Origin of the sequence: Francisella philomiragia, assembly GCF_018135955.1 — a bacterium.
In the GTDB taxonomy this organism is placed as follows: domain Bacteria; phylum Pseudomonadota; class Gammaproteobacteria; order Francisellales; family Francisellaceae; genus Francisella; species Francisella philomiragia.
In genome coordinates this window covers 1,687,808-1,713,359 of the sequence record NZ_CP063138.1, presented here as the reverse complement: position 1 = coordinate 1,713,359, position 25,552 = coordinate 1,687,808, and the positions used below count along the sequence as shown (strand labels likewise).

Genomic DNA, 25,552 nt, shown 5'->3' with positions numbered 1-25,552 from the left:
TTTTATGAGTATAGCTACGCAAGAGTTTGATGCTATTGTAATTGGTGCTGGAGGTGCTGGTCTGAGAGCATCTTTTCAGTTGTCGCAATCAGGTTTCAAAACAGCTGTTGTGTCTAAAGTTTTTCCTACTAGATCGCATACGGTTGCAGCCCAAGGGGGTATTGCAGCGGCTCTAGGGAATGTTGAGTTCAATGACGGGTTGCCTTCAGATGACTGGAAGTGGCATATGTATGATACTGTTAAAGGTTCTGACTATATTGGTGATCAAGATGCAATCGAATATATGTGTGAACATGCTCCACAGTCAATCATTGAGTTAGAGCATATGGGTATGCCTTTTTCAAGACTAAAAAACGGTAAGATATATCAGCGAGCATTTGGTGGTATGTCTAGAAATTATGATCCTGCTAATCAGGCAGAAAGAACTTGTGCTGCGGCTGATAGAACTGGGCATGCGCTTTTACACACCTTATATCAGGGCAATCTTTCTCATAAAACTGATTTTTATACGGAATGGTTTGCTGTTGACTTGGTCAAAGCTGATGATGGAAGTATAGCCGGTGTAATAGCTCTTAGCATAGAAACAGGAGAAACTGTTTTCTTGAAAGCAAAAATTACTATATTGGCTACTGGTGGAGCAGGTCGTATATACGAATCTAGTACTAATGCCTATATCAACACAGGTGATGGTATGGGTCTTGCTTTAAGAGCAGGTTTGCCACTTCAGGACATGGAGTTTTGGCAATTTCACCCTACTGGTATTGCTGGAGCTGGGGTTTTGGTTACTGAGGGATGTCGAGGTGAAGGTGGAGTGTTACGTAACAAAGATGGCGAGAGATTTATGGAGAGATATGCTCCTAATGCAAAAGATCTTGCTTGTCGTGATGTTGTGTCGCGTGCATCGCAACAAGAAATTATGGAAGGTCGTGGTGATACTTTCTCTGGGACAAGTTGTGTATGGCTAGACTTGACTCACCTTGGTGAAGAAGTTATTGATGAAAGATTGCCTACAGTTAGAGAGTTAGGTAGAACTTTTGCTGGTATAGATCCTGTTGAGAAGCCTATACCAGTTGTACCTACATGTCATTACCAAATGGGTGGAATACCAACTAATAAGCATGGTCAGGTAATCACTCAGGTGAATGGTGAAGATAAGGTTATTGGTGGCTTATATGCCGTTGGTGAATGTGCTTCTGTATCAGTACATGGCGCAAATAGACTTGGTAGTAACTCTTTATTAGATTTGGTTGTATTTGGTAGAGCTGCAGGTATGCATGCTGAGCAGAGTTTGAAAGAAGGTATGCCTTCGAAAGAAGTTTCGCAAGAGAGTATTGAAAAAGCAACTGCTAGAATCACTAAGTGGGATACTTCTGAGCAAAGAGGTTGTCAAGAAAAAATAGCGGTGCTTAGAAAAGAGCTTCAGCAGACTATGCAACAATACTTCTCAGTATTTAGGCAAGAAAGTACAATGAAAGAAGGTCTTGATAAGTTATTCAGAATTAGAGAAAGACTTGATAATGCTGTTTTGGAAGATAATTCTAGAATTTTCAATATGATGAGAATAGAGGCTTTGGAACTAGATAATCTTGTATTGACTGCGATAGCTACGGCGAAGTTAGCACTTGAAAGAAAAGAGTCTAGAGGTGCGCATTCGAGAGTAGATTATCCTGAAAGAGATGATAAGAACTGGATGAAGCATACGTTGTATTTCTTAGATGGTGATAAAACATCACAACGTGATGTAAATATGTCTCCTACTAAGGTTAAAGCTTTCCAACCAGCAGAACGTAAGTATTAATACGAGGATTTGATAAATGGATGTAAGATTTAAGATTTATAGATATAATCCAGAAGTAGATAAAAAGCCATATTATGATGAGTATACTGTCACAGTAGAAAATGAGGGAGTTAAAGTCTTGACTGCTTTGGAACTTATCAAAGAACAGGACCCTACATTGGCTATGAGAAGATCTTGTAGAGAAGGTGTCTGCGGTTCTGATGGTATGAATATTAATGGTAAAAACCGCTTGGCTTGTATTACCTCAATTGGAGAGTTAAAGCAACCAATCAAAGTTAATCCTCTACCGGGCTTACCAGTTGTTAGAGACTTGATTGTAGATATGAAGCAGTTTTATAAAAACTATGAAAAGGTTAAACCATATCTTATAAATGATGAAGAGCCTCCTGTCAAGGAAAGGTTGCAGTCTCCTGAAGATAGAGCTAAATTAGATGGTCTTTATGAGTGTATTCTATGTGCATGTTGTACAACATCATGTCCATCATTTTGGTGGAATCCAGATAAGTTCATAGGGCCTTCAGGTTTGTTACAGGCATATAGATTTATTGCGGATTCAAGAGATACTGCTACGGAACAAAGACTTGAAGATTTAAAAGATCCGTTTAGTCTATTTAGATGTAGAACTATTATGAACTGTGTTTCTGTGTGTCCTAAAGGTCTTAATCCTACAGAAGCTATCGGTAAGATCAGATCTGCACTATTAAAGAAAAATGTGTAAAATTTAAAACCTGACATTTAGGTATTTATATGAAAAAAAAACAACCGGATTTTAGTCAGTGGTTGGAAACAACCCAGCTCTTCGGAGGTAATTTAGAATATCTTGAATCAATATATGATGATTATATTATGGGCAACTATGAGGATATTGATCCAAAATGGTTGTCCTTTTTTGATTCTATAGCTAGCTCAACAGATACTGTGCATCGCGACTTGGTTGATGAGTTCAAATTTTTGGCTAAAAATAGATCTGCTGCTACAACAGTTATCAGTAGTGAAGGTGATGTGAGCTTGAAGGCAAAGGCTCTAGTAAAAGCTTATCGATCTCATGGGTATAAATCAGCAAATATTGATCCATTAGGGCTGATGAAGTATCAAAGAGACTCTGATCTAGAATTGTCTGCACATGGCCTATCAGAAAAAGATTTGTCTGAGAAAGTTAATCTTGGAGAATTTACTGATAATAAAGCTATTACTCTGAAAGAAATAATAGATAAAGCTAAAGCAATTTATGAATCTAGTGTAGGTTATGAGTATAGGTACATTGGTAATAAAGAAGAGAAGTTATGGCTTCAAGATAAGATAGAAAAAAATCTATCCACACAGCAGTCAGATAAGAAATGGATTTTACAGCAGTTGGTTGCGGCTGAGGGGTTAGAAAAGTATTTAGCTTTGAGATATGTGGGCCAGAAGAGGTTTGGTCTTGAAGGTGGTGAATCTTTAATTCCTTCTCTTCAACACGTTATAGAAAAAGCAGTATCTAGACATTCAACAAGATTTATTCAATTAGGTATGGCTCATAGAGGTCGCTTAAATGTTCTTGTGAACGTTATGGGTAAAAATCCTAAGGATCTATTTGAAGAATTTGAAGGTAAGAGAAGCGAAAAGAGCTTGTCTGGCGACGTCAAATACCATATGGGATATTCAAATTATAGATGTATTGATGGTAAAGAAGCAAAAATCGCACTAGCGTTTAACCCATCGCATCTCGAAACAGTAGATCCAGTTGTCGAAGGTGCAGCTAAAGCTATACAAGATAAATTAGATGGTAATGTTTATAATAAAGTACTACCTATATTGATACATGGTGACTCAGCTTTTTGTGGACAAGGTATCGTAATGGAAACTTTTGGCTTTTCACTTACAGAAGCTTATGGAACAGGAGGAACAGTTCATCTTGTGGTAAATAACCAAGTTGGTTTTACTACTAGCAGTACATTTGGAGTCAATAGAAGTAGCAACTACTCAACTGATATTGCAAAAATGGTAGATGCACCAATCTTTCATGTAAATTGTGATGATCCTGAAGCTGTACTTAAGGTTGCTGATATAGCCCTTGAATACCGCATGAAGTTTAACAAGGATGTAGTTATTGATTTGGTTTGTTATCGTAGAAATGGACATAATGAAACTGATGAACCATCTGGAACTCAACCACAGATGTATGAAGTGATTAAAAAGCTTCCTTCAACACTAAAACTATATAGTGAAAAACTTATTAGAGAAGGTGTCGTCGATAGTAACCTTGTTGCACAATTAAATGCTAATTATCGTAGTAAACTAGATAATGGTCAAGTCACTATAGATATTCTTGATAGAAAGGCTGTAAAAGACAAACTTAATGTTTGTGACTGGTTGCCTTATATTGGTAAGCAAGAGACTAAATATACTTATCATGCAATACCTGAAAATAAACTCAAAGATTTGGCTTTGAAAATGAGTGAAGTACCGGAAGAGGTTAGTGCTCAGATGCAGGTCAAAAAAGCGATAACAGATAGAGTCAAGATGGCGAATGGAGAGCTTCCATTAAATTGGGGATTTGCGGAATCTCTTGCTTATGCAACATTGCTTGATGAAGGTTATTCGGTAAGGCTATCTGGAGAAGATAGTGGTAGAGGAACATTCTCTCATCGTCATGCTGTTGTTAAAAATATGGATACTAGTTCGCAGTTAAAAGAGTATGTACCACTTCAGCATATTAATGAAAAAGCTCGATTTGATGTGATCGATTCTACGTTATCTGAATATGGTGTTTTAGGATTCGAATATGGTTATAGTTGTTATAGTCCAGATTCTCTAGTAATTTGGGAAGCTCAATTTGGTGACTTTGTAAATACAGCTCAAGTAGTTATTGATCAGTTTTTGGTAGCTGCTGAAGAAAAGTGGGGTATTTTGTCAGGGTTGACACTATTTTTGCCTCATGGTCAAGAAGGCGCTGGTGCTGAGCATTCTTCAGCACGCTTAGAGAGATTCTTACAATCATGTGCAAATAAAAATATGCAAGTTTGTACACCTACTACTCCAGCACAAATCTATCACTTGCTAAGACGTCAAGTTATTAGACCGCTTAGAAAGCCATTGATCGTAATGACACCTAAGAGTTTATTAAGAAACCCTATGGCTGTGTCTACACTAGAAGAGCTCTCTAAAGGTAAGTTTGAATCTATTATAGATGATGCAAGTGCTAATAAAGAGAAAGTCAAAAAACTTATACTTTGTAATGGTAAGGTTTATTATGATCTAATTGCTAAAAAGCAAGATACTCATGAGGATATCGCTGTAGTTAGACTTGAAGAGTTGTATCCGTTCCCGCAAGAGGAACTTGCAGATATTTTTGCTAAGTATAAGCATGCCGATAAGGTAGTATGGCTACAAGAAGAGCCTCAAAATAAGGGAGCTTGGTATAATATTAGACACTTCATAGAAAAACTAGTATTAAAAAACCAAGAGTTGCTGTGTGTTGCAAGAGAGAGATCATCAACTCCTGCAGTAGGGTATCATGCACTATATGTTAAACAGCAAGAAGAAATTATTAATAGAGCTTTAGAAATATAAAATTTAAGTTATTACTAGGAGTAAGAAATGGTTGAATTAAAAGTACCTATGTTTCCAGAGTCTGTTGCAGATGGCACTCTAGCTCAGTGGAATAAAAGTGAAGGCGATTTTGTTGAAGAAGGTGATATAATCGCTGAAATAGAAACTGATAAAGTAGTTATGGAAGTTCCAGCTACTGCAAGTGGTGTTCTTAAAGGAATTAAAAAGCAAGAAGGTGATATAGTTCTATCTGAAGAATTTTTAGCAAATATTGATACTAATGCTTCAACTTCTGAGCCAAAACAAGAGGTCGTTGTAGAAGCTTCTTCACAAGCTTTGGGTAAAGAAATAGATGTTAAAGCACCTGTTTTCCCTGAGTCTGTTGCAGATGGTACGATTTCTGAGTGGCATAAGCAGGAAGGCGATGTTGTAGCAGAGGGCGATGTCTTAGCTGAGATTGAAACAGATAAGGTTGTTATGGAAGTCCCTGCAACATCCAACGGTGTTTTATCAAAAATATTAAAGCCTGCAGGTGAAACAGTTCTTTCATCAGAGTTAATAGCAAAAGTTATAGAGGGTGCTGTGGCATCTGCAGCACCTAAGTCAGATGCAAAAATACAGACTGAAGATAAAGGCAATGATCCTCATCTAGTTCCTTCTGCACGTAAAGCTTTTAATGCAAGTGGATTAGATTCTGCTGCAAGTATTGAAGGTACTGGTAAGAAAGGACGTATAACTTCTGAAGATGTTAAAAAGGCGGTATCTAGTAGCAAGCCACAACAGCCTGCTATAGTCGCTAACCAAGGTCCAAGATACGAAAAAAGAGTTAAGATGACTCGTTTACGTCAGACTATTGCAAATAGATTAGTTGAGGTTCAGCATACTAATGCTATCTTGACGACGTTTAACGAGGTTGATATGAGTGCAGTTATGGCGCTTAGAAATAAATATAAAGATATATTCCTTAAAGAGCATGATACAAAGCTTGGTTTTATGTCTTTCTTTATTAAAGCAGCAACTGAAGCACTTAAAAAGTTCCCAGATGTTAATGCTTCTATTGATGGTGATGAGATTGTTTATCATAACTACTTTGATATTGGTATAGCTGTTGGTACAGATAGAGGCTTAGTGGTACCTGTTTTAAGAGATACAGATGGTAAATCTTTGGCAGAGCTTGAAGCAGATGTGCTTGATAAAGCAATCAAAGGTCGCGATGGTAAATTAAGTCTAGAAGATATGCAAGGTGGTACGTTTACAATTACTAATGGTGGTACTTATGGGTCTATGCTATCCACACCGATTATTAATTCACCACAAAGTGCGATCTTGGGTATGCACAATATTGTTGAAAGACCTGTAGTAGTAAACGGCGAGATCAAAATCCGTCCAATAATGTATTTGGCATTATCTTATGATCATAGAATTATCGATGGTGGTACATCAGTAAGATTCTTGAAGATGATTAAAGAATTGTTAGAAGATCCAAATAGAATCCTTCTACAAGTATAATTATTTTTCTTTCACTTTATTCTAAAGGTTTATTTCGATGAATTTAGATTTTATAAAAGACAGAATTGTGGCTGTACCTGACTTTCCAAAACCAGGTATAGTGTTTAGAGATATCACTCCATTATTAGCAGACCCTCAAGGGTTGAAAATGACTGCAAAAGCTATGGCTGAAGAGTTGAAATCGAAGGGTATAAAGCCAACAGTTATTGCTGGTACTGAAAGTAGAGGATTTATCTTTGGAGTAGCACTTGCAGAAGTCTTAGGTTTAGGATTTGTGCCTGTTAGAAAGCCAGGCAAACTTCCTAGAGAAACTTATAAAGTGAGCTATCAGTTAGAGTATGGCAGTGATAGTTTAGAGATTCATAAAGATGCTTTTAAGCCTACAGATAAAGTTCTAGTTGTTGATGATTTATTAGCAACTGGTGGTACAGCAAAAGCAACAGTACAACTTATCGAAAAAACTCAAGCAAGTGTTGCAGGTCTTATATTTGTAATAGAGCTTGGTGATCTAAATGGTAGAAAAGTTCTTGAAGGATATAATGTCTCGACATTGGTGAAATACTAAAGGATAAATATGGCTAAGTATTTTGGTACAGATGGTATTCGTGGTGAAGTAGGTAAATCTGTAATAAAAGCAGAATTTATGCAAAAGCTTGGTAATGCAGTTGGCACGTTAATAAATGATAATGGTTATCCTGGATTTGTTATCATTGGACAAGATACGCGTAGTTCGGGAAAATTCCTAAAATTTGCTTTGGTATCTGGATTAAATGCTGCAGGTATTGATGTGATTGATTTAGGTGTAGTCCCGACACCTATTGTAGCTTTTATGACAGTCAAATACAAAGCAGCAGCTGGATTCGTAATTACAGCATCACATAATAAGTTTACTGATAATGGTGTTAAGCTTTTTTCGTCAAGTGGGTTTAAATTAGATGATGCTTTAGAAGAAGAAGTGGAAGCTAAAATTGATTCGGATTTTATTTATCAGACAGAGTGCAAGTTCGGTAATTATAAGGTTGCTGAAAATTTTATAGATGAGTATATTGATAACTTATTTGATAGATTTGGATCTTTGGTCAATTATAAAGGTAAAGTTGTCATAGACTGTGCTAATGGTGCTGCCTCGAATCATTTTGAAGCATTGCTTGATAGATTCTGTATCGATTATATTTCTGTGGCTTCTAATCCAGATGGTTTAAATATAAATGTTGATTGTGGGGCGACTTGCACCTCAAATATCAAAAAAGCAGTTATAGAGCATAATGCTGATCTGGGGATTTCTCTAGATGGAGATGCAGATAGAATTATTATAGTTGATGAGAATGCTCAAGAAATTGATGGCGATGGAATATTAAATATTATTGCTCAATATAGTAATATTTGTGGTGGTACTACTGGTATTGTAGGTACACAGATGACAAATATGAGTTATGAAAATCATTATAAGTCAAATAATATACCATTTATTCGTTCTAAAGTTGGTGATAGATATGTTTTAGAAGATTTGGTTAAGCATGGTTATAAAATAGGTGGAGAGTCATCAGGGCATGTCATTAATTTAAATTTTGGAACTACAGGTGATGGTTTGTCGACAGCTATTCAGTTGTTAGCGATTTTCTCGCAAAGTGATAAACCTGTATCAGCTTTTAAATTACCTGGTGAATTAATGCAACAGACTATGATCAATGTTCCACTTAATTTTAAAGTAACATCTGATCATTTAGCTAAGCTAGCTGGTGATGTTGCTAAAGCGGAAGAGCGATTAGGTAGTCGAGGGCGTGTACTGTTGAGACCCTCAGGAACTGAGCCAGTTCTGAGAGTTATGGTCGAAGCAGATACTAAAGATTTAGCTACAAAAGAAGCAGAGTATTTGGTTGAGAAAGTAAAACAAAAATTGGTGTAGATATGCAAAAATTAATAATGGGAAATTGGAAAATGAATGGCAGCTCTGCAAGCATAAAAGAGCTTTGCAAGGGTATTTCTGAAGTCAATTACAATAGTGAGAAAGTTGCTGTGGCTGTTTTCCCTTCAAGTGTATATGTTAAAGAGGTACTTGCACAGCTTCCTAAGGAAATTGGTGTAGGTCTGCAGAATATTACTTTTTATGATAATGGTGCATATACTGGAGAGTTATCTGCAGAGATGTTACATGATGTTGGTTGTAATTATCTACTTATAGGACATTCTGAAAGAAGATCTTTATTTGGTGAGACTAATCAAGATGTTTTCAAAAAGCTTAATAAAATTATAGATACATCTGTTGTGCCAGTTGTATGTATAGGAGAGTCTTTAGAAGACAGACAAGGTGGAAGGTTAGAAAAAGTACTAACAACACAATTAAGTTTAATATTGGAAAATTTGTCTATTGAGCAACTTGCTAGGGTTGTAATAGCTTACGAACCTGTTTGGGCTATAGGTACAGGAGTTGTAGCATCATTAGAGCAAGTACAAGAAACACATCAATTTATTCGTTCGCTTGTAGCTAAAGTAGATGAAAATCTTGCTAAAAATATGAAAATAGTGTATGGTGGTAGCCTAAAAGCTGAAAATGCTAAAGATATATTAAGTTTACCAGATGTTGATGGTGGCTTGATTGGTGGAGCATCTTTGAAAGCTTCTGAGTTTAACGAAATAATAAATCAAGCAAATAAAATATGTACGGAATAATTTTAACTATAGATATTATTGCAGCTATCGCTATTGTAGCTCTAGTGTTGCTACAACAAGGTAAAGGCGCTAATATGGGTGTCTCTTTTGGTGCGGGTGCTTCTAATACTGTTTTTGGTAGTAAGGGAGTGGCTTCGTTCTTGTTTAAAATGACAGTGTTCTTTACTGCAGTGTTTTTTGTATGTTGTCTTACTTTAGGATATTTAGGTAAAAGTCAAAATACAACCGCTAGTGTAAGTTCAGTTAGTACAGATAACTCTATAGCTAGCCAATATGATCAATATCAAAAAGAGATAGATCAAAGTTCTACTAGTACGAAGAAATAAAGTACTCTATTTAGCACCGGTGGTGGAATTGGTAGACACGCCATCTTGAGGGGGTGGTGTCCGTAGGACGTGCGAGTTCAAATCTCGCTCGGTGCACCAAAATCTAGAATTCTTTAAAATACAATTTTCTGATAATATAAAAAATACATATTGTTTTTTAATTTTTTGTATATGAGTCAAACCTTTGAAAAAGTTGTTGATAAGAATGTAATAGAAGGGACAAGATACTTCATATCTTTAGTTGATTTGGGGTCATACACAGCAGTAAAAAATTATTACTCGGTCGAAATTAGTACAGTTCGAAATAAATTAGAGCTTCTGGAAAGTTATTTAGGAGTTAAACTAACAACGCCAAGTCGTAATAAAATAGATATAACAGATGATGGTAAAAAATATTATTTATCGTGTAATAAGTTATATACAGACCTACAAAATACTATATTATCTAGTAAATATAAGGGTATAGATAAACTAAAATATATTCGTCTCTTTGGGACAAGAGCTTTTGTAGAGTATATTTTGCCTAAAATTCATCAAATAGATGATAAAGGTGAATACACATTTACATCTGATACCTATTTACTTAATCAAACAATAAGCTATTTATATCAGTTGTGTAATTATGATGTTGCTCTTATAGCAGCTAAAGATCTAGAAAAAATAGATCAGGATAATTGGATAGTTTGTTCAACCATCGATTCAGTTAATTTACCATCAAAGATTTATGTAAATCAAGAATTGATAAATCAATATGATTTAATCAATAATCCAGAAAATGTTTTCCATTTACCTTTTATTTTACGTAAAGATCATACAGCATTTAGTCTTAATGTTAGGATTAAAGGTAAGGATATAAGTAAGACAATTGAGAATATAAAATATCTTGTCGAGGATGATAATTATAAGGTTATGCTTATTGAAAATGGGCTCGGTGCAGGTGTTTTATTAGATAATTATTCGCAAATTTCTAAATCAAACATAATCGCCTTAGATAATATTATAAGTGAAACTTTCCATCAGAAAGTTGCGGTAATAGTCTCAAAATATGTTTCTGGTAAAACAAAACTTATTAAGTTTCTCCGAAAACAAGTAGACAGTTATATAAAAACTGTTTTGAAGATATAGTTTTCTTGAGATAAGATTTGGCTTTTGTATTATTAATTGTTTAAGTAATATCTCATTAAGATTGTCTATTAAATATTTTTTTTTGTTGATAACATAACAGTAGTGTATTAAAAATATCTAACTAATTGAATTATCAATGAGTAAAAATCCTAAAGAAGTTGTAGATAAAAATATAATAGAAGGTACAAGATATTTTATATCTTTAGTTGAGTTGGGGTCTTATGCAGCAGTTAAGAGTTACTATTCAGTTGAAGTTAATACTATTAGGAATAAGCTCGAATTATTGGAAAGCTATCTAGGCGTCAAATTAATCCAATCAGGTAGCAATAAAGTCGAAATAACAAAATATGGTAAAAAATACTATGCATCGTGTCATAGGCTGTACATAGATTTAGAAAATAGTATTCTTTCTAGTAAATATAAGGGTGTTGATAAGCTGAAGTATATACGTATTTTTGGTACTAGAACATTTGTCAATTATATTTCGCCAAATATCCATGATATAGATACTAAGGATGATTATACTTTCACTTTTGATAGTTATTTATTGTATCAAGCTAATAGCTATATTTATCAACTAAATAATTATGATATAGCTCTTATAGCATCTAAAGATCTTGAGAAAATAGATCAAGACCACTGGATGATTTGTGCAACTATAGATTCGGTAAATTTACCATCTAAGATTTATGTTAATCAGGAGCTATTAGATAAGTATGATTTAAGCACAAACCCCTTGAGAGTTTTTGAGCTTCCTTTTATTATGCGGAGAGATCAGTCATCTTTTAGTTTAAACATTACAGTAAATGGTAAAGATTTAAGTAAACGTATTAGAAAGATAAAGTATCTTGTTGAGGATGATCTGCATAAAGTATCTTTGATTGAAAAAGGTTTAGGGGCTGGTGTTTTGTTGGATAATTATGCACAGATATCAAATTCGCCTATTGTTGCTATAGATGGAATTACAACAGAAACATTTCATGATAAACAAGTAATAATACTATCAAAACATGTTGGAAATAGAACGAAGTTAATAGAGTTTCTTCGAAAACATGCTAAAAATTATGTGAGCACTGTTTTGGGCCAATAATAGTTGGTGCTCATATCATTGATATTATAAGTTCATAGTGGTAATTTAAAACCATCTCTAAAAAAAATAGGTCAAAAAATGAGAAAAGTTCTAATAGCTAAGATGATTTTATTAATCGTAATATCTACGTCAGTTATTTACGCAGATGATATACCATCATCAACAGCAGTTCCCATTGGTAAGGTTGTTGCAAATATATACTCTCAAGGATACCCTAGCATCAATAAAATTGAGTTTGATGATGGAGTATATAAAGCAAAAGTCATCAATGATGCTGGCAAAGAAGAGTATTTGTATATAGATCCGAATACAGGTAAAGTTCCTTTGCCCAAAAATGGCTCAAAAGAAATTAATATGAGCAAAGCTATAGCAGCAATACCTAATGATAGATGTAAAACTATTACAAGCGTTGAAGACAAAAGTGATGTTTATGAGGTTGAATGTGTAGATAGTTCTAATAAAGAAGTTAAAGTATATGTTGATGCTATTAGTGGTAAGATATCTCAAATTGAATATGATGATTAAATAAATGTATTTATACAGTCATTTAAGAATAAGTAGCCCTTATCTGTAGGCTTGACGTTATCTTTATTCACTTTGAGTAGACCTCTGTCTATTGCTACCTGTAAATTGTTTTGTATAGTATCTTTGGATAAAAAAGTTTGCCTTTCAAATAGATCAAAGCTGAAACCATCTCGTAAGCGAAGGGTGTTGAGCATAAACTCATAGACTAAATCATCCTGACTGACAATATTTGAATCTTTTATAAAGTTATCTGCCTGTGAATATATTTTGGGATGTTTGTGTTTCCAAGTTCTTTTAATCTCTTTGGTTTGAAGATTTGTAATCTTGCTATGAGCTCCAGCACCAATACCAATGTAGTCACCGAAGTTCCAATAGTTTGAGTTATGAATAGATCTTAAATTATCTTTTGCATAAGCTGAGATCTCATATTGATAGTATCCAGCTTGTTGGAGTAATTTTTTACCAGTGATTTCAATTTGCTCTAAAGTTTCTTCATCTGGTAACTTTGGAGGTTTTGCTGCAAAAAGTGTGTTTGGTTCTATGGTTAGCTGATACCAAGATATATGTGTCGGTTGCATTGCTATGGCTTGAGAAATGTCAAAAATACCATCCTCAAAGCTTTGATTGGGAAGCCCGTGCATTATATCAATATTGAAATTTGAGATTCTTGAATTCTTAATCTCTTCGATCGTTGTGTAAACATTGTCACAATTATGAATTCTACCTAATAACTGTAGCTTTTCATTTTGAAAGCTTTGTACACCAACTGAGATACGGTTTATACCAATATTTGCATAGTCTGAAATAGATCCACGTTCGACAGTACCAGGATTCATTTCAAGAGTTATTTCGCAATTGGGATTAAGCTTTGAATTATCTTTTATGTGTTGTAAAACTCTACCAAGATAATCCGCTTTGAAAAGTGAAGGTGTCCCACCTCCTATGAAAATACTTATAACTTCTCTATCTTGTAGATCAGTTAGATGAGTATCAAAGTCGGCAATTAGTTTTTTGTAATAATCCTGTGAGAGATATGTATCATCTTTGATTGCATGGGAGTTAAAATCACAGTAAGGGCATTTACGTACACACCAAGGAAAGTGTATATATATTCCTATTTGCTTGTTTATATTAAACATCTTATGCCTTAAAGATGAGAAATTTACTAACGACAAAAGTATATACTGCGACTAATCCCATCGTTATAAATAGTGCAAGTAAATATTGTATATGTAGAAGATGAAGCAACACATAATATATGCCTTCATTGAGAGCTAAACCTATCATGACATTAATGAAAAATTGTGTGGCAGCCTTTTTATGTGATTGAGTTGTTGTGGAGAATGTCAAAAATCTATGTCCAAAATAGCTGACATTAAAAGCAATAAGAAACGCAAAAAAATTTGCGACCATAGGCTTAAAAATATCAAGTTCAACAAGCAACCATACAATAACAAAGTTAGTTATTGATGCTAATATACCTATAATTATGAAATAAGATAGTTGTTTTTTTAACATTAGTTTGTGGAGTTTTATAGTAGTTGTTTATATTATAGCTATTAAAGAGAATTTTATAAGGGAAAGTTAGATGGAAATAATTAAATATCAATTGGGAATTGTTGAAGGCTTACCATCATCTGCTTTATATATGATGTTTAGTATCAATAAAGAGAATGATGTTAAGTTTGGATTAAAGGTATTACAAAAGTTTGTCGATGGTAAGAGTGTAGTTGCTGGATTTGGTAAAGATCTTTTGCAAATGTTTGATCTTCCTAGTGATGATAATTTCAAAAGAGCTAAATTTAATAATGAAAGAATGCCAGATAATGATGGTTATGACTTGGTACTTTGGCTAAGAGGAGATGATCGAGGAGAGCTATTTCATAATGCACTAAACATCAGAAAAGCATTGCAAGATTTCTTTACTATAGAAAAAATAGTGTCTAGTTATACCTATCATGGCAAGTATGATTTATCAGGATTTGAAGATGGTATTGAGAATCCTAAGGGTGAAGAGGTTGTTCCAGCATCAGTAATACCAGAAGGTAAGTTAGAGGGGTCGAGTTTTTGGGTTCTTCAACAATGGTTACATGACTTTGATTGGTTAAATAATGCAAGTCAATCAGCTAAAGAAGAGTGTATAGGTAGGTCTTTGGATGATTCTCATCAATTTAAGGATTTGAAAGACTTCGCTCATGTTAAGAGATCTGCCAAAGAAAACTTTGATCCAGAAGCAGAGTTGCTAAGAAGATCAATGCCTTGGTCAGATGATAATCTAAATGGAGGGTTTATGTTCTCTGCGTTTGCATTATCATTTAGATCATTTAATTTACAGATGGGTAATATGCTCGGTGGTAGTGATGGTATTGTTGACGGAGTCTTTAAATTTTCTAAGATTATTGAGACAAGCTATTTGTGGTGCCCACCTTTCAAAAAAGGTAGGCTTGATATTTCATTATTAAAGTGATGCAAAATAGCTGAAAGATTATATTTTATATACAAATACTCATTAACAGGTTAAAATATACGCGTGTTATGCAAAAATTAATTAGTATCTACGGAGGTTAAAGCATGTCTGATATTAAAAATATCACTAAGCTACAGATAGAGGAAAAAGGAAAGAAATACTCTCTGTATAGCTTAAAGAAACTTTCTCAAGAGCTTGGTAAAGATGTAACTCGTCTTCCTTACTCTATCAGAGTATTACTTGAAAACCAACTAAGAAATATAGATGGATATAAAGTAAAAGAAGATGATATGCATAAGGTTTTAGATTGGGATGCTAAAGCTAGCTCAAGACCTGAAATTCCACATATGCCAGCTAGAGTAGTGATGCAAGACTTCACAGGTGTGCCAGCTGTAGTTGATTTGGCAGCGATGAGAAAAGCTATCAAAGATGCTGGTGGCGATGCTGACAAGATTAATCCTCTTGTAGATACAGCTATGGTAATTGACCACTCTGTACAAGTTGATTACTATGGAACAAAAACAGCTTTAGCACAAAACGTTGCTAAAGAATTTGAAAGAAATGGTGAAAGATATAGTTTACTTAAGTGGGCTCAGAAAGCATTTGATGATTTCATAGTTGTACCACCAGGAATGGGTATTATTCACCAAGTAAACCTTGAGTATCTTGCAAAGGGCGCATTAGTAAAAAATATTGATGGTGAAGATGTTATTTACCCAGATACATTAGTGGGTACAGATTCACATACTACTATGATCAACGGTGTTGGTGTAGTAGGTTGGGGTGTAGGCGGTATTGAAGCTGAAGCTGTTATGCTTGGCCAACCATATTACATGGTTTTACCAGATGTGGTAGGTGTTAAGCTTACTGGTAAACTAAAAACTGGTGTTACAGCAACAGATTTAGTACTTGAGATTACTGAAGTACTTAGAAAGCACGGTGTTGTTGGTAAATTCGTTGAGTACTATGGTGAAGGCTTAGAGAGTTTATCTCTACCAGATAGAGCGACTATCGCAAACATGGCTCCAGAGTATGGTGCTACTATTGGTTTCTTCCCTGTTGATGAAGTTACATTAGACTTCTTTAACAATACAAACCGTAGCGAACTTGTTGATGCTGCGCGTGATATGTATAAAGAGCAATTGTTATTTAGAGAAAATCCAGCAGAAGAACCTGAATACTCTAGTATTGTAGAAATTAATTTATCAGAAGTTGAATCTAACCTTGCTGGTCCTAAGCGTCCGCAAGATAGAGTAGCTTTCCATGATATGAAAAAATCATTTGAAGAAGCCTTAGTTCACGAGCAAGGTTTGCATGGCTATGGTTTGACTGAAGAAGAGCTTCATAAATCAGCAGAAGTTAAAGGCATCGGTGAAAGAATTACTCATGGTTCGCTAGCTATTGCTGCAATTACATCGTGTACTAACACTTCTAACCCTTCATTATTAATCGGTGCAGGGTTGTTGGCTAAGAAAGCAAATGAAAAAGGTCTTAAAGTAAAGCCATTTGTTAAGACATCTTTAGCACCAGGCTCTCAAGTTGTTACTCAATACCTTGAAAAAGCTAATTTATTGCCAGAGCTTGAGAACTTGGGCTTTAACCTTGTTGGTTACGGTTGTACTACTTGTATTGGTAACTCAGGTCCTCTAGATGAGCCTGTAGTAGATGCGATTAATGAAGCGGATTTAGTTGTAGCTTCTGTAAGTTCTGGTAACCGTAACTTTGAAGGTCGTATTAATCCACATGTTAAAGCTAACTATCTAGCTTCTCCTATTCATGTTGTTGCTTACGCTTTAGCTGGTACAGTTGACTTTGATCCAGTTGAAGATGCTATTGGAACAGATATTGAAGGTAATAATGTTTACTTAGCAGATATTTGGCCAAGTACAGAAGAGATCGCTGCGATTCAATCTGATGTAATCAACTCTGCAATGTTTGAAAAAGCTTATGCTACAGTACTTGATGGAACAGCTGATTGGCAAAAACTTGATGCTCCTGAAGGTAAGCTTTATGAGTTCGATAGTTCTTCGACTTATATCCAATGTCCAAACTTCTTTGAGAAGTTTGCAGAGGGTAATGATGATTTAGATATCAAAGGGGCTAGAACTCTACTTATGTTAGGTGATTCTGTAACTACAGACCATATTTCGCCTGCTGGTGCAATTCCAGAAGAGTATCCTGCTGGACAATATCTAAAATCTCATGGTGTTGAGAAAAAAGACTTTAACTCTTATGGTTCACGTCGTGGAAATCATGAAGTTATGATGAGAGGTACTTTTGCAAATATTCGTATTCGTAATTTACTTCTTGATGGCGTAGAAGGTGGATATACTAAGTATCATCTTGATGGCTCTCAACAGTATGTATTTGACGCTGCTATGAAATATAAGGAAAAAGATATTCCTTTAGTAATTTTGGCTGGTAAAGAGTATGGTACTGGCTCATCACGTGACTGGGCTGCTAAAGGTACATTCTTGTTAGGTGTTAAGGCTGTTATAGCTGAGAGCTATGAAAGAATTCATAGATCTAACCTTGTAGGTATGGGTGTATTACCTCTCGAGTACGTCGATGGTCAAAATGCTAAAACTCTTGGTTTAGATGGTTCAGAAATGTTTAATATCAAGAATTTAAACAATATCAAGCCTCGCCAAAGAGTAATTGTAGAAGCAGTGCATCCAAAAACAGCACATACTACAACATTTGAAGCATTGGCTCGTCTAGATGCAGATGTTGATGTTGATTACTTGAAGAATGGTGGTATTTTACAAACAGTTCTTAAAGATATCATGAAACAAAAAAAAAAATCTAGTTCAGTAAATACTGATACTAATACTTGTTCTGGAGATTCTTCAGAGTCTTCTTGCCCATTTTCAAAGATGGCTAATTTCTTTAAAAAACTATTCAAATAATTAATCTCTGAAAATTATTTAGTTCTCTATTTTTTTTATTCTTTAATAGTGATAAAGTTTCATTATCACTATTAATTTTATTTTTATTATATGATAAGAAAACTACTAACTCTTTGTGTGCAAAAAAAAGCATCAGATTTGCATCTATCATCTGGGTGTAAAGCCAAGTATAGAATCGATGGCGACTTGATTGATATCGAAACATCTCCTGTATTAAATGATAAGATGATTTCACAAATGCTCTTGGAGATTATGACAGATGATCAAAAAGATGAGCTTATAGAAACTTATGAATGTGATTTTTCGATCGATGATAAAGATAATGATGCAAGATTCAGGGTTAATGCTTTTTTTCATAATCGTGGCTATGGTGCGGTATTTCGTCGTTTAGAAAATACGATCCCTACTCTAGATCAGTTTGGGGCACCGCGTATACTTAAAGACGTACAAGCTAAGCAAGGAGGATTAATTCTTGTTACAGGACCTACAGGTTCGGGTAAAAGTAGTACCTTGGCTGCATTGGTTAATGAGATAAATCAAAAAGAAGACTCTCATATTTTGACTATTGAAGATCCTGTTGAATTTGTGCATACAAGTCAAAGAGCTCTAGTTAATCAACGTGAAGTCAAAAGAGATACTAGAAGCTTTAATGCCGCTTTGAAATCAGCACTAAGGGAAGATCCCGATTGTATCCTTGTTGGGGAGATGCGTGATTTAGAAACTATACGTTTGGCTCTTGAGGCAGCTGAAACTGGTCACTTGGTACTAGGAACATTACATACAATGTCAGCAATCAAAACAGTGGATAGGGTAATATCGGTATTTCCACCAGCTGAGCAGGAATTAGTCCGTAATATGTTAGCAGAATCATTGCAAATAGTTATATCTCAGCGTCTACTTAAGCGAAAAGGTGGAGGTCGTGTTGCTGCATATGAAGTTCTTATATCTAATACAGGTATCAGAAATATGATAAAAGAAAATAAGCTTTCTCAAATCTACACAGCACTACAAACTGGAACAGCAAAAGGTATGGCTACTATGGAGCAAAGTATTGAGAATCTTCTTAAAGCCGGAACAATAACTCCTGAAGAAGCAGCTAAATATATAATAGTAAGATAAAATATTCTTTTGGATAGGATTTATACCAATCCCAACACAAACTCATACATTCTCGCTTTGTATTCCACATCTATTTTATAGCTTTCAATATTTGCTAATAGCCTAGATTATCTACACATTGGAAACTTAAATTAGGCATAAACTACCTTGCGATATTAATATGAATTTATATTGGAATCGGTACTAGAGATTTGTTTGATTTGATTTGCCAGCATATAGGCACTAGTAAATGCTGATTCAACACGCCCCTTTATACACCAGTCACCACATGCAGATATATTTTGGTTTGTATCAATAAAGTAACCAGATGTATTTTGTTTACCTATATTTGCACAACGCCAAGCATGCAGTGTTCTATAGTCTGGCTTATTTAGATCTACAGTTAATACTTCTTTGGCTCTATCAAAAATTGTTTCTAGGATTTGTTCTCGATCGTAATCAATATATTGATTAGCCCATTTATTTGCAGAGTGTATAACTAAGCAGTTAGGAGTATTGCGATCAGGTTTTGAGCTGTTGAGAGATATCCAACTAATTATCTCGTCATGTACTAGAGCAGCATCAAAATTCAGATTAATCTCTTTATCATAGCCAAGCATTAGTGAAAAGCAGCTATCCATTTTTATTGAGCTAATATGGTTATAGAAAGAAGTATTTTGAGGTAGTAAATCTTTAAGTTGGTCTGATGGGATGGCAAAGATAATCCAGTCAAAGCATCCTAGAAATTGGTTGTTATCATCTTTAACAATCCAGAGTCTGTCTTCTTTAGTGATTGAGCCAACCCTTGTGTTTAGAGAGATATCTAGACCTTGAGCTAAGTATTGCGCTACAGCATTCATTCTAGGAGAGCCAACATAATGTTTATATTCATTATCCCAAGATTTTTGATTTATTATTTCAGAGTTTTTGATTTCAACAAAATTAGCTTGCCAATTTTTTATTATACCTTGATCTATCATTGGCTTAAGGAACTCTTTAAATTCAAAGGATTTAGCAGTAAAATATTGAGCTCCATGATCAAAATAGTAAGGGTCAGCATATCTTGTTGACATTCTGCCACTAACTCCACGAGATTTCTCAAAAATAGTTATTTCTACCGAATCTTTTAGAATATTTGCAGCGGTCAATCCAGCAAGACCAGCACCGATTATTGCTACCTTCATATAAGAATCCAAGAAATTGTTAGTGAAACGACAACACATAGTGTTATTGGTAGTCTTATATATTTGAAATATTTTGTACTAATAAGATTTAATTTTAAGAAGTAGTAATCGACTTTAAGTAATACTAGAAATTCTGCTATAAGTAATAATATAAAATTTTTGGGATCTAAGTTTAGATATCCAAACCAAATAATTATTGCATTTAAATTGCTAGTAAGCTGTATAAATATTTTTGTAGAGCTGGGTTCTAAATTAATTTGTCTGCCCCAATGGGTTCCAGCTATAAATGATGCAATAACCACTCCATATAGTGAGATAGCTTTAATTATATTGCCAAATATTAAAAAGTCGTTATAACCAAGTATTAGACAGAGTGAGAAGAAAACAAAAGGTATTAAGCCAAAATATGCGAGATAAATATCTAGATTTTTATAGCTTTTCAAATTAGTTCTCCTAGTAACTTAGTTTTTCTTTGGTCTTTCCTCTGAAGATATAATAAGCATAGCTGGTGTATAGCAACAGTAATGGGATCATAATTACAGCTGGAATTAGCGTAAATAGTAGTGTGGTATCACTAGCTTGTGCTTGAGTGTATGTAATGTGATAAGGGATAATATATGGAAATATTAGCGCCAACATACTTGTATATGTAAAGACAAATATTGCTACAGCCGACCAGTATGGTAAAGCATGATTTTTAGCATCTATCACTTTGATAAGAACTAAGAAACTTATAATGGTAAGTACAAAAAGTGCACCAAGAACAGTCATTTTATAGAAGCTATCTAAAGGTAGTTTGGTATATATAGGAGTAATTGCTCCAATAATTAACATTAATATCGCAAGTACTATACTACATGATTTAGCTAGTCTTTTAGCTTTATCAAAAAGCTCTCCTTCAGTCTTAAGTATAAGGCGAGTTGCACCAAGTAAACTATAACCAAATACCAAAGCAATACCAGTAAGTATAGAAAAGCCAGCACCATAAAAAGTACTATGCGGGAAACCTACTATCAATTCTCCAACTATGTAGCCTTGCAGAAAAGTAGCCGTCAATGAAGATATAAAGAAAAGCTTATCCCAGTTTTTGATACCTTTATGAGATTTTAGTCTAAACTCAAAGCAAATACCTCTGAAGAGTATCATAACTACCAAAAGTATCGCAGATAAGTAAATCTTAGGGAATATGTAAGCAAATGCGATAGGAAACATCCCATAAAAGCACGCTAAAGCAAAAACTAGCCATGTTTGGTTACCATCCCAAGTCGGTAGTAATATACTCACTGCGATATCTTTTTGATGATCATCAAAAAATGGAAATAGTGACCCCATGCCTAGAGCAAATCCATCTAATACAATATACAGTAGTAGAGCAAAAGCAATTATAAATAACCAAATTAATCCTAAGTCCATAATTATTCCTCCTCGCCTGTAGTCTTCTCAACTGATTGGAAGTATGAGTAAGGCATTCTTTCTTCACCACCAGTACTTGGACCACCATTTATAATTCTAAATAAGTATCTAAAATAGAAGAATCCAAATATAACGAAGTAAACAATGATTATTGCTGCTAATGAGCTAAACACTTGCCAGAAGTTAATGTCACTGACAGAATATTCAGTCCTTAGTATGTTATATACAGTCCAAGGTTGTCTTCCGAATTCTGCAGTGAACCATCCGGTAATGATAGCAACAAAACCTAGTGGTGTAGTTAATGTACAAAGTCTTAGGAACCATTTTGAAGTTTGCAGTTTTTTTCTAGCTAAGAGTATAGTTCCTACCACACCCATAAGTATCATCAGTGTACCAATACCTACCATGATTCTAAAACTGTAGAATACCACAGCAACTACTGGTCTATCTTTCTCCGGAACAGATTTTAGACCTATTAATTCTCCATCTAATTCATGAGTATTTATCAAAGAAGCAAGCTTAGGAATCTCTATAGAGAATAAGTTCTTTTCTTGTGATTCGCTTGGATATGCAAAGACTACAAAAGGAGCACCTTTTTGCGTATCCCAAACCCCTTCTATAGCTGCTGTTTTGAGTGGTTGATGTTCATGTACTTCTCTACCGACATCATCGCCTACTGCAAGCTGGCCTACACTCAGGATTAAAATCGAAACTATTGAAAATTTGATGCATGTCTTAGCAAAGCTATGATGTTTATCTTTGATAATGTAATATGCACTAACACCTAATATGACCATTAGAGTACTTAGATATGCCGCCATAAGCATATGGATATATCTTGGAATCACAGAAGGATTAAAAATGACATGATACCAACTATAAACTTCAAACTTACCATTGATATAGTTAACGCCATCAGGAGTTTGCATCCAAGAATTAGCTGATAATATCCAAAAAGCTGATAACGTCACACCAGCAAATATCGTGAAATTAGCTAGAAAATGAACATATTTGTTAATTCTACCCCAACCAAAAATCATAATACCTAGTGCTCCAGCCTCTATGAAGAAAGCTGTAAGGACTTCGTAGGTGAATAGTGATCCAAGTACAGGACCTACTTTTTCGGCGAATCCAGCCCAGTTGGCACCGAACTGGAATTCCATGACAATTCCTGATACAACGCCCATACCAAATGTGAGGGCAAATACTTTGGTCCAAAATTTAACAATAGATAAATATTTATCATTTTTGGTAATTAGCCATAGCGCTTCAAAGATCATCAGGAATGTTGATAATCCTATACTAAAGGCTGGAAACAAAATATGAAAGCTCACTGTAAAGGCGAACTGTATTCTTGATAGTATTTCGACCCAGTACATAGAAGAACCTCTGTGTTTTTATTGTTGTCAAAACTAGCTAGATTATATCTTGCTAGTAGCTTTTATTATGATTTTTAGCTGTAAGGCTAATATACTTAGAATCTCACAATAGCTTGATATTCTCAAGTAACGATAATCTAGATTAAGAAATTGTAATGTTACTTAGCCATATTTTGTAAATATAATAATAGATATAATCTAAGATTTGAGGATATCTTATGAAAATATTAATAGCAGGTGGATCTGGGTTTGTAGGTAGAGAGCTATCAAAGCAATTGAGCTCTAAACATAGATTGACTCTACTTACTAGATCGCAAAAGTCTAAAATTGGATATTATGATGACTTATTAACTTGGTCTGAGCTTGATGAGATTGAGATATCTGAGTTTGATATTGTTATAAACTTGTGTGGGTATAATATTGGTCAGAAGCGTTGGAGTAACTCAGTCAAAAACAAAATTATATCCAGTCGTATTGAACCGACTACTAGATTAGTTGAGTTAATAGGTAATAAGAATATTTGGCTAATTAATGCTAGTGCAATTGGATATTATAATTTCTCTGATATACCACAAGATGAAGATAAGCATGATAGAAAGTTTGATAATTTAACTTTTGGCCAACAGGTTGTTGATAGTTGGGAGAAGTGTTTGATAGAGTCTCAACTAACTAGATATACAATTATGCGCTTTGGAGTGGTTATTGGTAATGGCGGTGTCCTCGAAAAAATGATTCTGCCTGCTAAATTTGGCTTTTTGACAATGTTTGGTAAAGGACATAATTATATGACTTGGATAAGTGTCCATGATTTATCGAGAGCCGTTGAGTTTATTATAGACAATAAGTTAGATAAAAAAGAAGTCTATAATCTGACATCGCCTGAAGCTTGCCAGCATAGACAGTTGATAGAGCTTCTAGGTAAGTATCTAGCTAAAAAACGTATAATTAAGATTCCAAGCGTAATGGTTAAGCTAATGTTTGGTCAGATGGGTGACGAGCTTTTATTATCTAGCCAAAATATAAAACCAACAAAGTTACAAAGCAAAGGTTTTGAGTTTGATGATCCTGAGATCTCAAAGGCTCTAGAAAGATATATTTAATCCTCTTGTTTATGCTCAATAGGGATTTTCACTGTAACAGTTATACCTTTGCCATCAGTATTATTCTGTGCAAATATCTTACCATCATGGAGTCTTACGATTTCAGAAACTATTGCTAATCCAAGTCCACTTCCTTCTTCACCTGTACCTGTTTCTCGATAGAATCTATCAAAAATACGTTCGATATTTTCAGGAGGTACACCTATACCATTATCTTTAATTTCAACAACGATATTATCATCCTTTTGGAAAGAGTGTATCTCAACGAGTCCACCATCGGGAGTATATTTAATAGCATTAGATATCAAGTTTTTGAACATTATTCCTAATAGATATTCATTACTATAACAATATAACTGCTCTTGTGAAGGGTAGAAGGCAATCTCTATATTTTTTTCGATGGCTTTAATGGCATTGTCAGCAATAAATGTCTCAAGAACAGTATTTATCATAAGTTTTTTACCAAATGTAATTTGTTCATTTGGCTGGATTCTACTTAATGTTAATAATTGATCAATAATATGAGAGTATCTATTTGTTGAGCTTTTGATTCTCTCTAGCTTTTGTTTGATTTCATTTATATCATCAGAAGCAAGTGCTATTTCTACCAAGGTTTTGACTCCAGCAATTGGAGTTTTAAGTTCATGCGCAGCATCCCCTGAGAATCGTTTTTCTCTTTCTAAAGTTGCATGGAATTTTTCTATTAAGGAGTTGATTTGTTCAACGATAGATTTTATCTCAAAAGGTATGATATCTTCATTAAGTTTTTCATTTTTGCGAGGATTAATCTTTGCTACACGTTTGTTTATCCTTTCTAATGGATCGAGAGCTGTTTTTAATATATAGTAAATAAATCCAATAAGAATTATATAAATTGATGCTAGAAGTATTGCAAATTTAAAGATAATTTGACGAGAGAGTTTATCTTTATCTGCATTATTTACAAATACGGTTATTACATCGCCATTGTCAGTTCTTAGCGTATAAGTATACCAATGTTTTTGAGCACCATCATTATCAGTATAAATCCACTCAAAGCCTGTTGTAGAAGTAATCCCATCATAGTTTTTATGAAATGATGGTAGATTTGATGTTTTTAAAAGTAACTTCTTATGCTTTCTGTCATAAACAATAAAGCCAACGCTTTCATTATAGTTTTTAATATTTAAAAATGACGATGATATTTTATTAACGATCATATCTGTAGTATTTTCATCATCTTCTAAAGGATATATCTTTAGGACAGTTTCAATAACTTGAGCAGCTGTCTTAAGTTGATAGTTAAAAAGAGAGTTATTCTGATGCTTAACTTGATAGAAACTAAAAATAGATATAACAAGCATAAAAATAGCAAAGAAACTTGCGAAAGAAACTACAAGAAAACTTAAAATAGAGCTTTCTTTTTTATTCTTAAAAAACATGCTAAAC

Annotated in this window: 22 protein-coding genes and 1 tRNA gene; 16 read left to right on the top strand and 7 right to left on the bottom strand. The window is 34.3% G+C overall.

What is annotated here, in order from left to right:
* Positions 1–4 precede the first annotated feature (4 nt).
* From sdhA to IMS64_RS08295, 12 genes are all read left to right on the top strand, one after another.
* Positions 5–1,798: a succinate dehydrogenase flavoprotein subunit gene (gene sdhA, locus IMS64_RS08350; RefSeq protein ID WP_211490416.1), complete on the top strand. Its 1,794-nt coding sequence runs from the start codon at positions 5–7 to the stop codon at positions 1,796–1,798.
* A gap of 16 nt (positions 1,799–1,814) precedes the next feature.
* Complete coding sequence (locus IMS64_RS08345; protein WP_004286995.1) at positions 1,815–2,516, top strand: succinate dehydrogenase iron-sulfur subunit; 702 nt, start codon at positions 1,815–1,817, stop codon at positions 2,514–2,516.
* Positions 2,517–2,545: 29 nt separating this feature from the next.
* Positions 2,546–5,350 (top strand): 2-oxoglutarate dehydrogenase E1 component, encoded by a 2,805-nt coding sequence (locus IMS64_RS08340; protein WP_211490415.1) that lies wholly within the window; start codon positions 2,546–2,548, stop codon positions 5,348–5,350.
* Between the two features lie 27 nt (positions 5,351–5,377).
* Positions 5,378–6,838: a 2-oxoglutarate dehydrogenase complex dihydrolipoyllysine-residue succinyltransferase gene (odhB, locus tag IMS64_RS08335; RefSeq protein WP_211490414.1), complete on the top strand. Its 1,461-nt coding sequence runs from the start codon at positions 5,378–5,380 to the stop codon at positions 6,836–6,838.
* 37 nt (positions 6,839–6,875) lie between these two features.
* Complete coding sequence (locus tag IMS64_RS08330) at positions 6,876–7,403, top strand: adenine phosphoribosyltransferase (protein WP_042516983.1); 528 nt, start codon at positions 6,876–6,878, stop codon at positions 7,401–7,403.
* A gap of 9 nt (positions 7,404–7,412) precedes the next feature.
* Positions 7,413–8,744 carry a phosphoglucosamine mutase gene (gene glmM, locus IMS64_RS08325; protein ID WP_211490413.1) on the top strand — a complete coding sequence of 444 codons (1,332 nt, stop codon included), beginning with the start codon at positions 7,413–7,415 and terminating at the stop codon, positions 8,742–8,744.
* Positions 8,745–8,746: 2 nt separating this feature from the next.
* The gene (tpiA, locus tag IMS64_RS08320) at positions 8,747–9,508 is read left to right on the top strand and encodes a triose-phosphate isomerase (protein ID WP_200148108.1); all 762 of its coding nucleotides are present in this window, start codon (positions 8,747–8,749) and stop codon (positions 9,506–9,508) included.
* On the top strand, positions 9,496–9,834 hold the full coding sequence (gene secG, locus IMS64_RS08315) for a preprotein translocase subunit SecG (RefSeq protein WP_211490412.1): 339 nt from the start codon (positions 9,496–9,498) through the stop codon (positions 9,832–9,834). The genes tpiA and secG overlap by 13 nt, the downstream gene beginning before the upstream one ends.
* A 13-nt stretch (positions 9,835–9,847) precedes the next feature.
* A tRNA-Leu gene (locus tag IMS64_RS08310) sits at positions 9,848–9,933 on the top strand.
* 72 nt (positions 9,934–10,005) lie between these two features.
* Positions 10,006–10,959: a LysR family transcriptional regulator gene (locus tag IMS64_RS08305; RefSeq protein ID WP_211490411.1), complete on the top strand. Its 954-nt coding sequence runs from the start codon at positions 10,006–10,008 to the stop codon at positions 10,957–10,959.
* Between the two features lie 136 nt (positions 10,960–11,095).
* Complete coding sequence (locus IMS64_RS08300; protein WP_211490410.1) at positions 11,096–12,049, top strand: LysR family transcriptional regulator domain-containing protein; 954 nt, start codon at positions 11,096–11,098, stop codon at positions 12,047–12,049.
* Positions 12,050–12,127: 78 nt separating this feature from the next.
* On the top strand, positions 12,128–12,574 hold the full coding sequence (locus IMS64_RS08295; RefSeq protein WP_211490409.1) for a PepSY domain-containing protein: 447 nt from the start codon (positions 12,128–12,130) through the stop codon (positions 12,572–12,574).
* Here the strand turns inward: IMS64_RS08295 and hemW are convergent.
* The gene (gene hemW / locus IMS64_RS08290) at positions 12,571–13,713 is read right to left on the bottom strand and encodes a radical SAM family heme chaperone HemW (RefSeq protein WP_211490408.1); all 1,143 of its coding nucleotides are present in this window, start codon (positions 13,711–13,713) and stop codon (positions 12,571–12,573) included. The two genes, IMS64_RS08295 and hemW, sit on opposite strands and share 4 nt — an antisense overlap.
* A 1-nt stretch (position 13,714) precedes the next feature.
* Positions 13,715–14,092, bottom strand: coding sequence for a GtrA family protein (locus IMS64_RS08285; protein ID WP_004287006.1), 378 nt, complete (start codon positions 14,090–14,092; stop codon positions 13,715–13,717).
* Positions 14,093–14,162: 70 nt separating this feature from the next.
* Between IMS64_RS08285 and IMS64_RS08280 the strand changes: the two genes are divergently transcribed.
* From IMS64_RS08280 to IMS64_RS08270, 3 genes are all read left to right on the top strand, one after another.
* Complete coding sequence (locus IMS64_RS08280; RefSeq protein WP_211490407.1) at positions 14,163–15,041, top strand: Dyp-type peroxidase; 879 nt, start codon at positions 14,163–14,165, stop codon at positions 15,039–15,041.
* A 104-nt stretch (positions 15,042–15,145) separates the two neighbouring features.
* Positions 15,146–17,950: an aconitate hydratase AcnA gene (gene acnA, locus IMS64_RS08275; RefSeq protein ID WP_211490406.1), complete on the top strand. Its 2,805-nt coding sequence runs from the start codon at positions 15,146–15,148 to the stop codon at positions 17,948–17,950.
* 90 nt (positions 17,951–18,040) lie between these two features.
* Positions 18,041–19,069 (top strand): type IV pilus twitching motility protein PilT, encoded by a 1,029-nt coding sequence (locus IMS64_RS08270; protein ID WP_004287009.1) that lies wholly within the window; start codon positions 18,041–18,043, stop codon positions 19,067–19,069.
* Positions 19,070–19,224: 155 nt separating this feature from the next.
* On the opposite strand, the gene IMS64_RS08265 is transcribed toward IMS64_RS08270, so the two are convergent.
* The 4 genes from IMS64_RS08265 to IMS64_RS08250 are packed head-to-tail and all read right to left on the bottom strand — an operon-like array spanning position 19,225 to position 23,024.
* Positions 19,225–20,232 (bottom strand): NAD(P)/FAD-dependent oxidoreductase, encoded by a 1,008-nt coding sequence (locus IMS64_RS08265; protein WP_211490405.1) that lies wholly within the window; start codon positions 20,230–20,232, stop codon positions 19,225–19,227.
* On the bottom strand, positions 20,229–20,675 hold the full coding sequence (locus tag IMS64_RS08260) for a DUF3429 domain-containing protein (protein WP_004287012.1): 447 nt from the start codon (positions 20,673–20,675) through the stop codon (positions 20,229–20,231). The genes IMS64_RS08265 and IMS64_RS08260 overlap by 4 nt, the downstream gene beginning before the upstream one ends.
* Positions 20,676–20,685: 10 nt before the next feature.
* On the bottom strand, positions 20,686–21,645 hold the full coding sequence (locus IMS64_RS08255) for a cytochrome d ubiquinol oxidase subunit II (protein WP_004287013.1): 960 nt from the start codon (positions 21,643–21,645) through the stop codon (positions 20,686–20,688).
* A gap of 2 nt (positions 21,646–21,647) precedes the next feature.
* The gene (locus IMS64_RS08250) at positions 21,648–23,024 is read right to left on the bottom strand and encodes a cytochrome ubiquinol oxidase subunit I (protein WP_012280397.1); all 1,377 of its coding nucleotides are present in this window, start codon (positions 23,022–23,024) and stop codon (positions 21,648–21,650) included.
* 218 nt (positions 23,025–23,242) lie between these two features.
* On the opposite strand from IMS64_RS08250, the gene IMS64_RS08245 reads away from it, so the two are divergent.
* Entirely contained in the window at positions 23,243–24,124 is an 882-nt protein-coding gene (locus IMS64_RS08245) for a TIGR01777 family oxidoreductase (RefSeq protein ID WP_211490404.1), read from the top strand.
* Here the strand turns inward: IMS64_RS08245 and IMS64_RS08240 are convergent.
* Entirely contained in the window at positions 24,121–25,545 is a 1,425-nt protein-coding gene (locus IMS64_RS08240) for a sensor histidine kinase (protein WP_004287016.1), read from the bottom strand. The genes IMS64_RS08245 and IMS64_RS08240 overlap by 4 nt on opposite strands.
* Positions 25,546–25,552 lie beyond the last annotated feature (7 nt).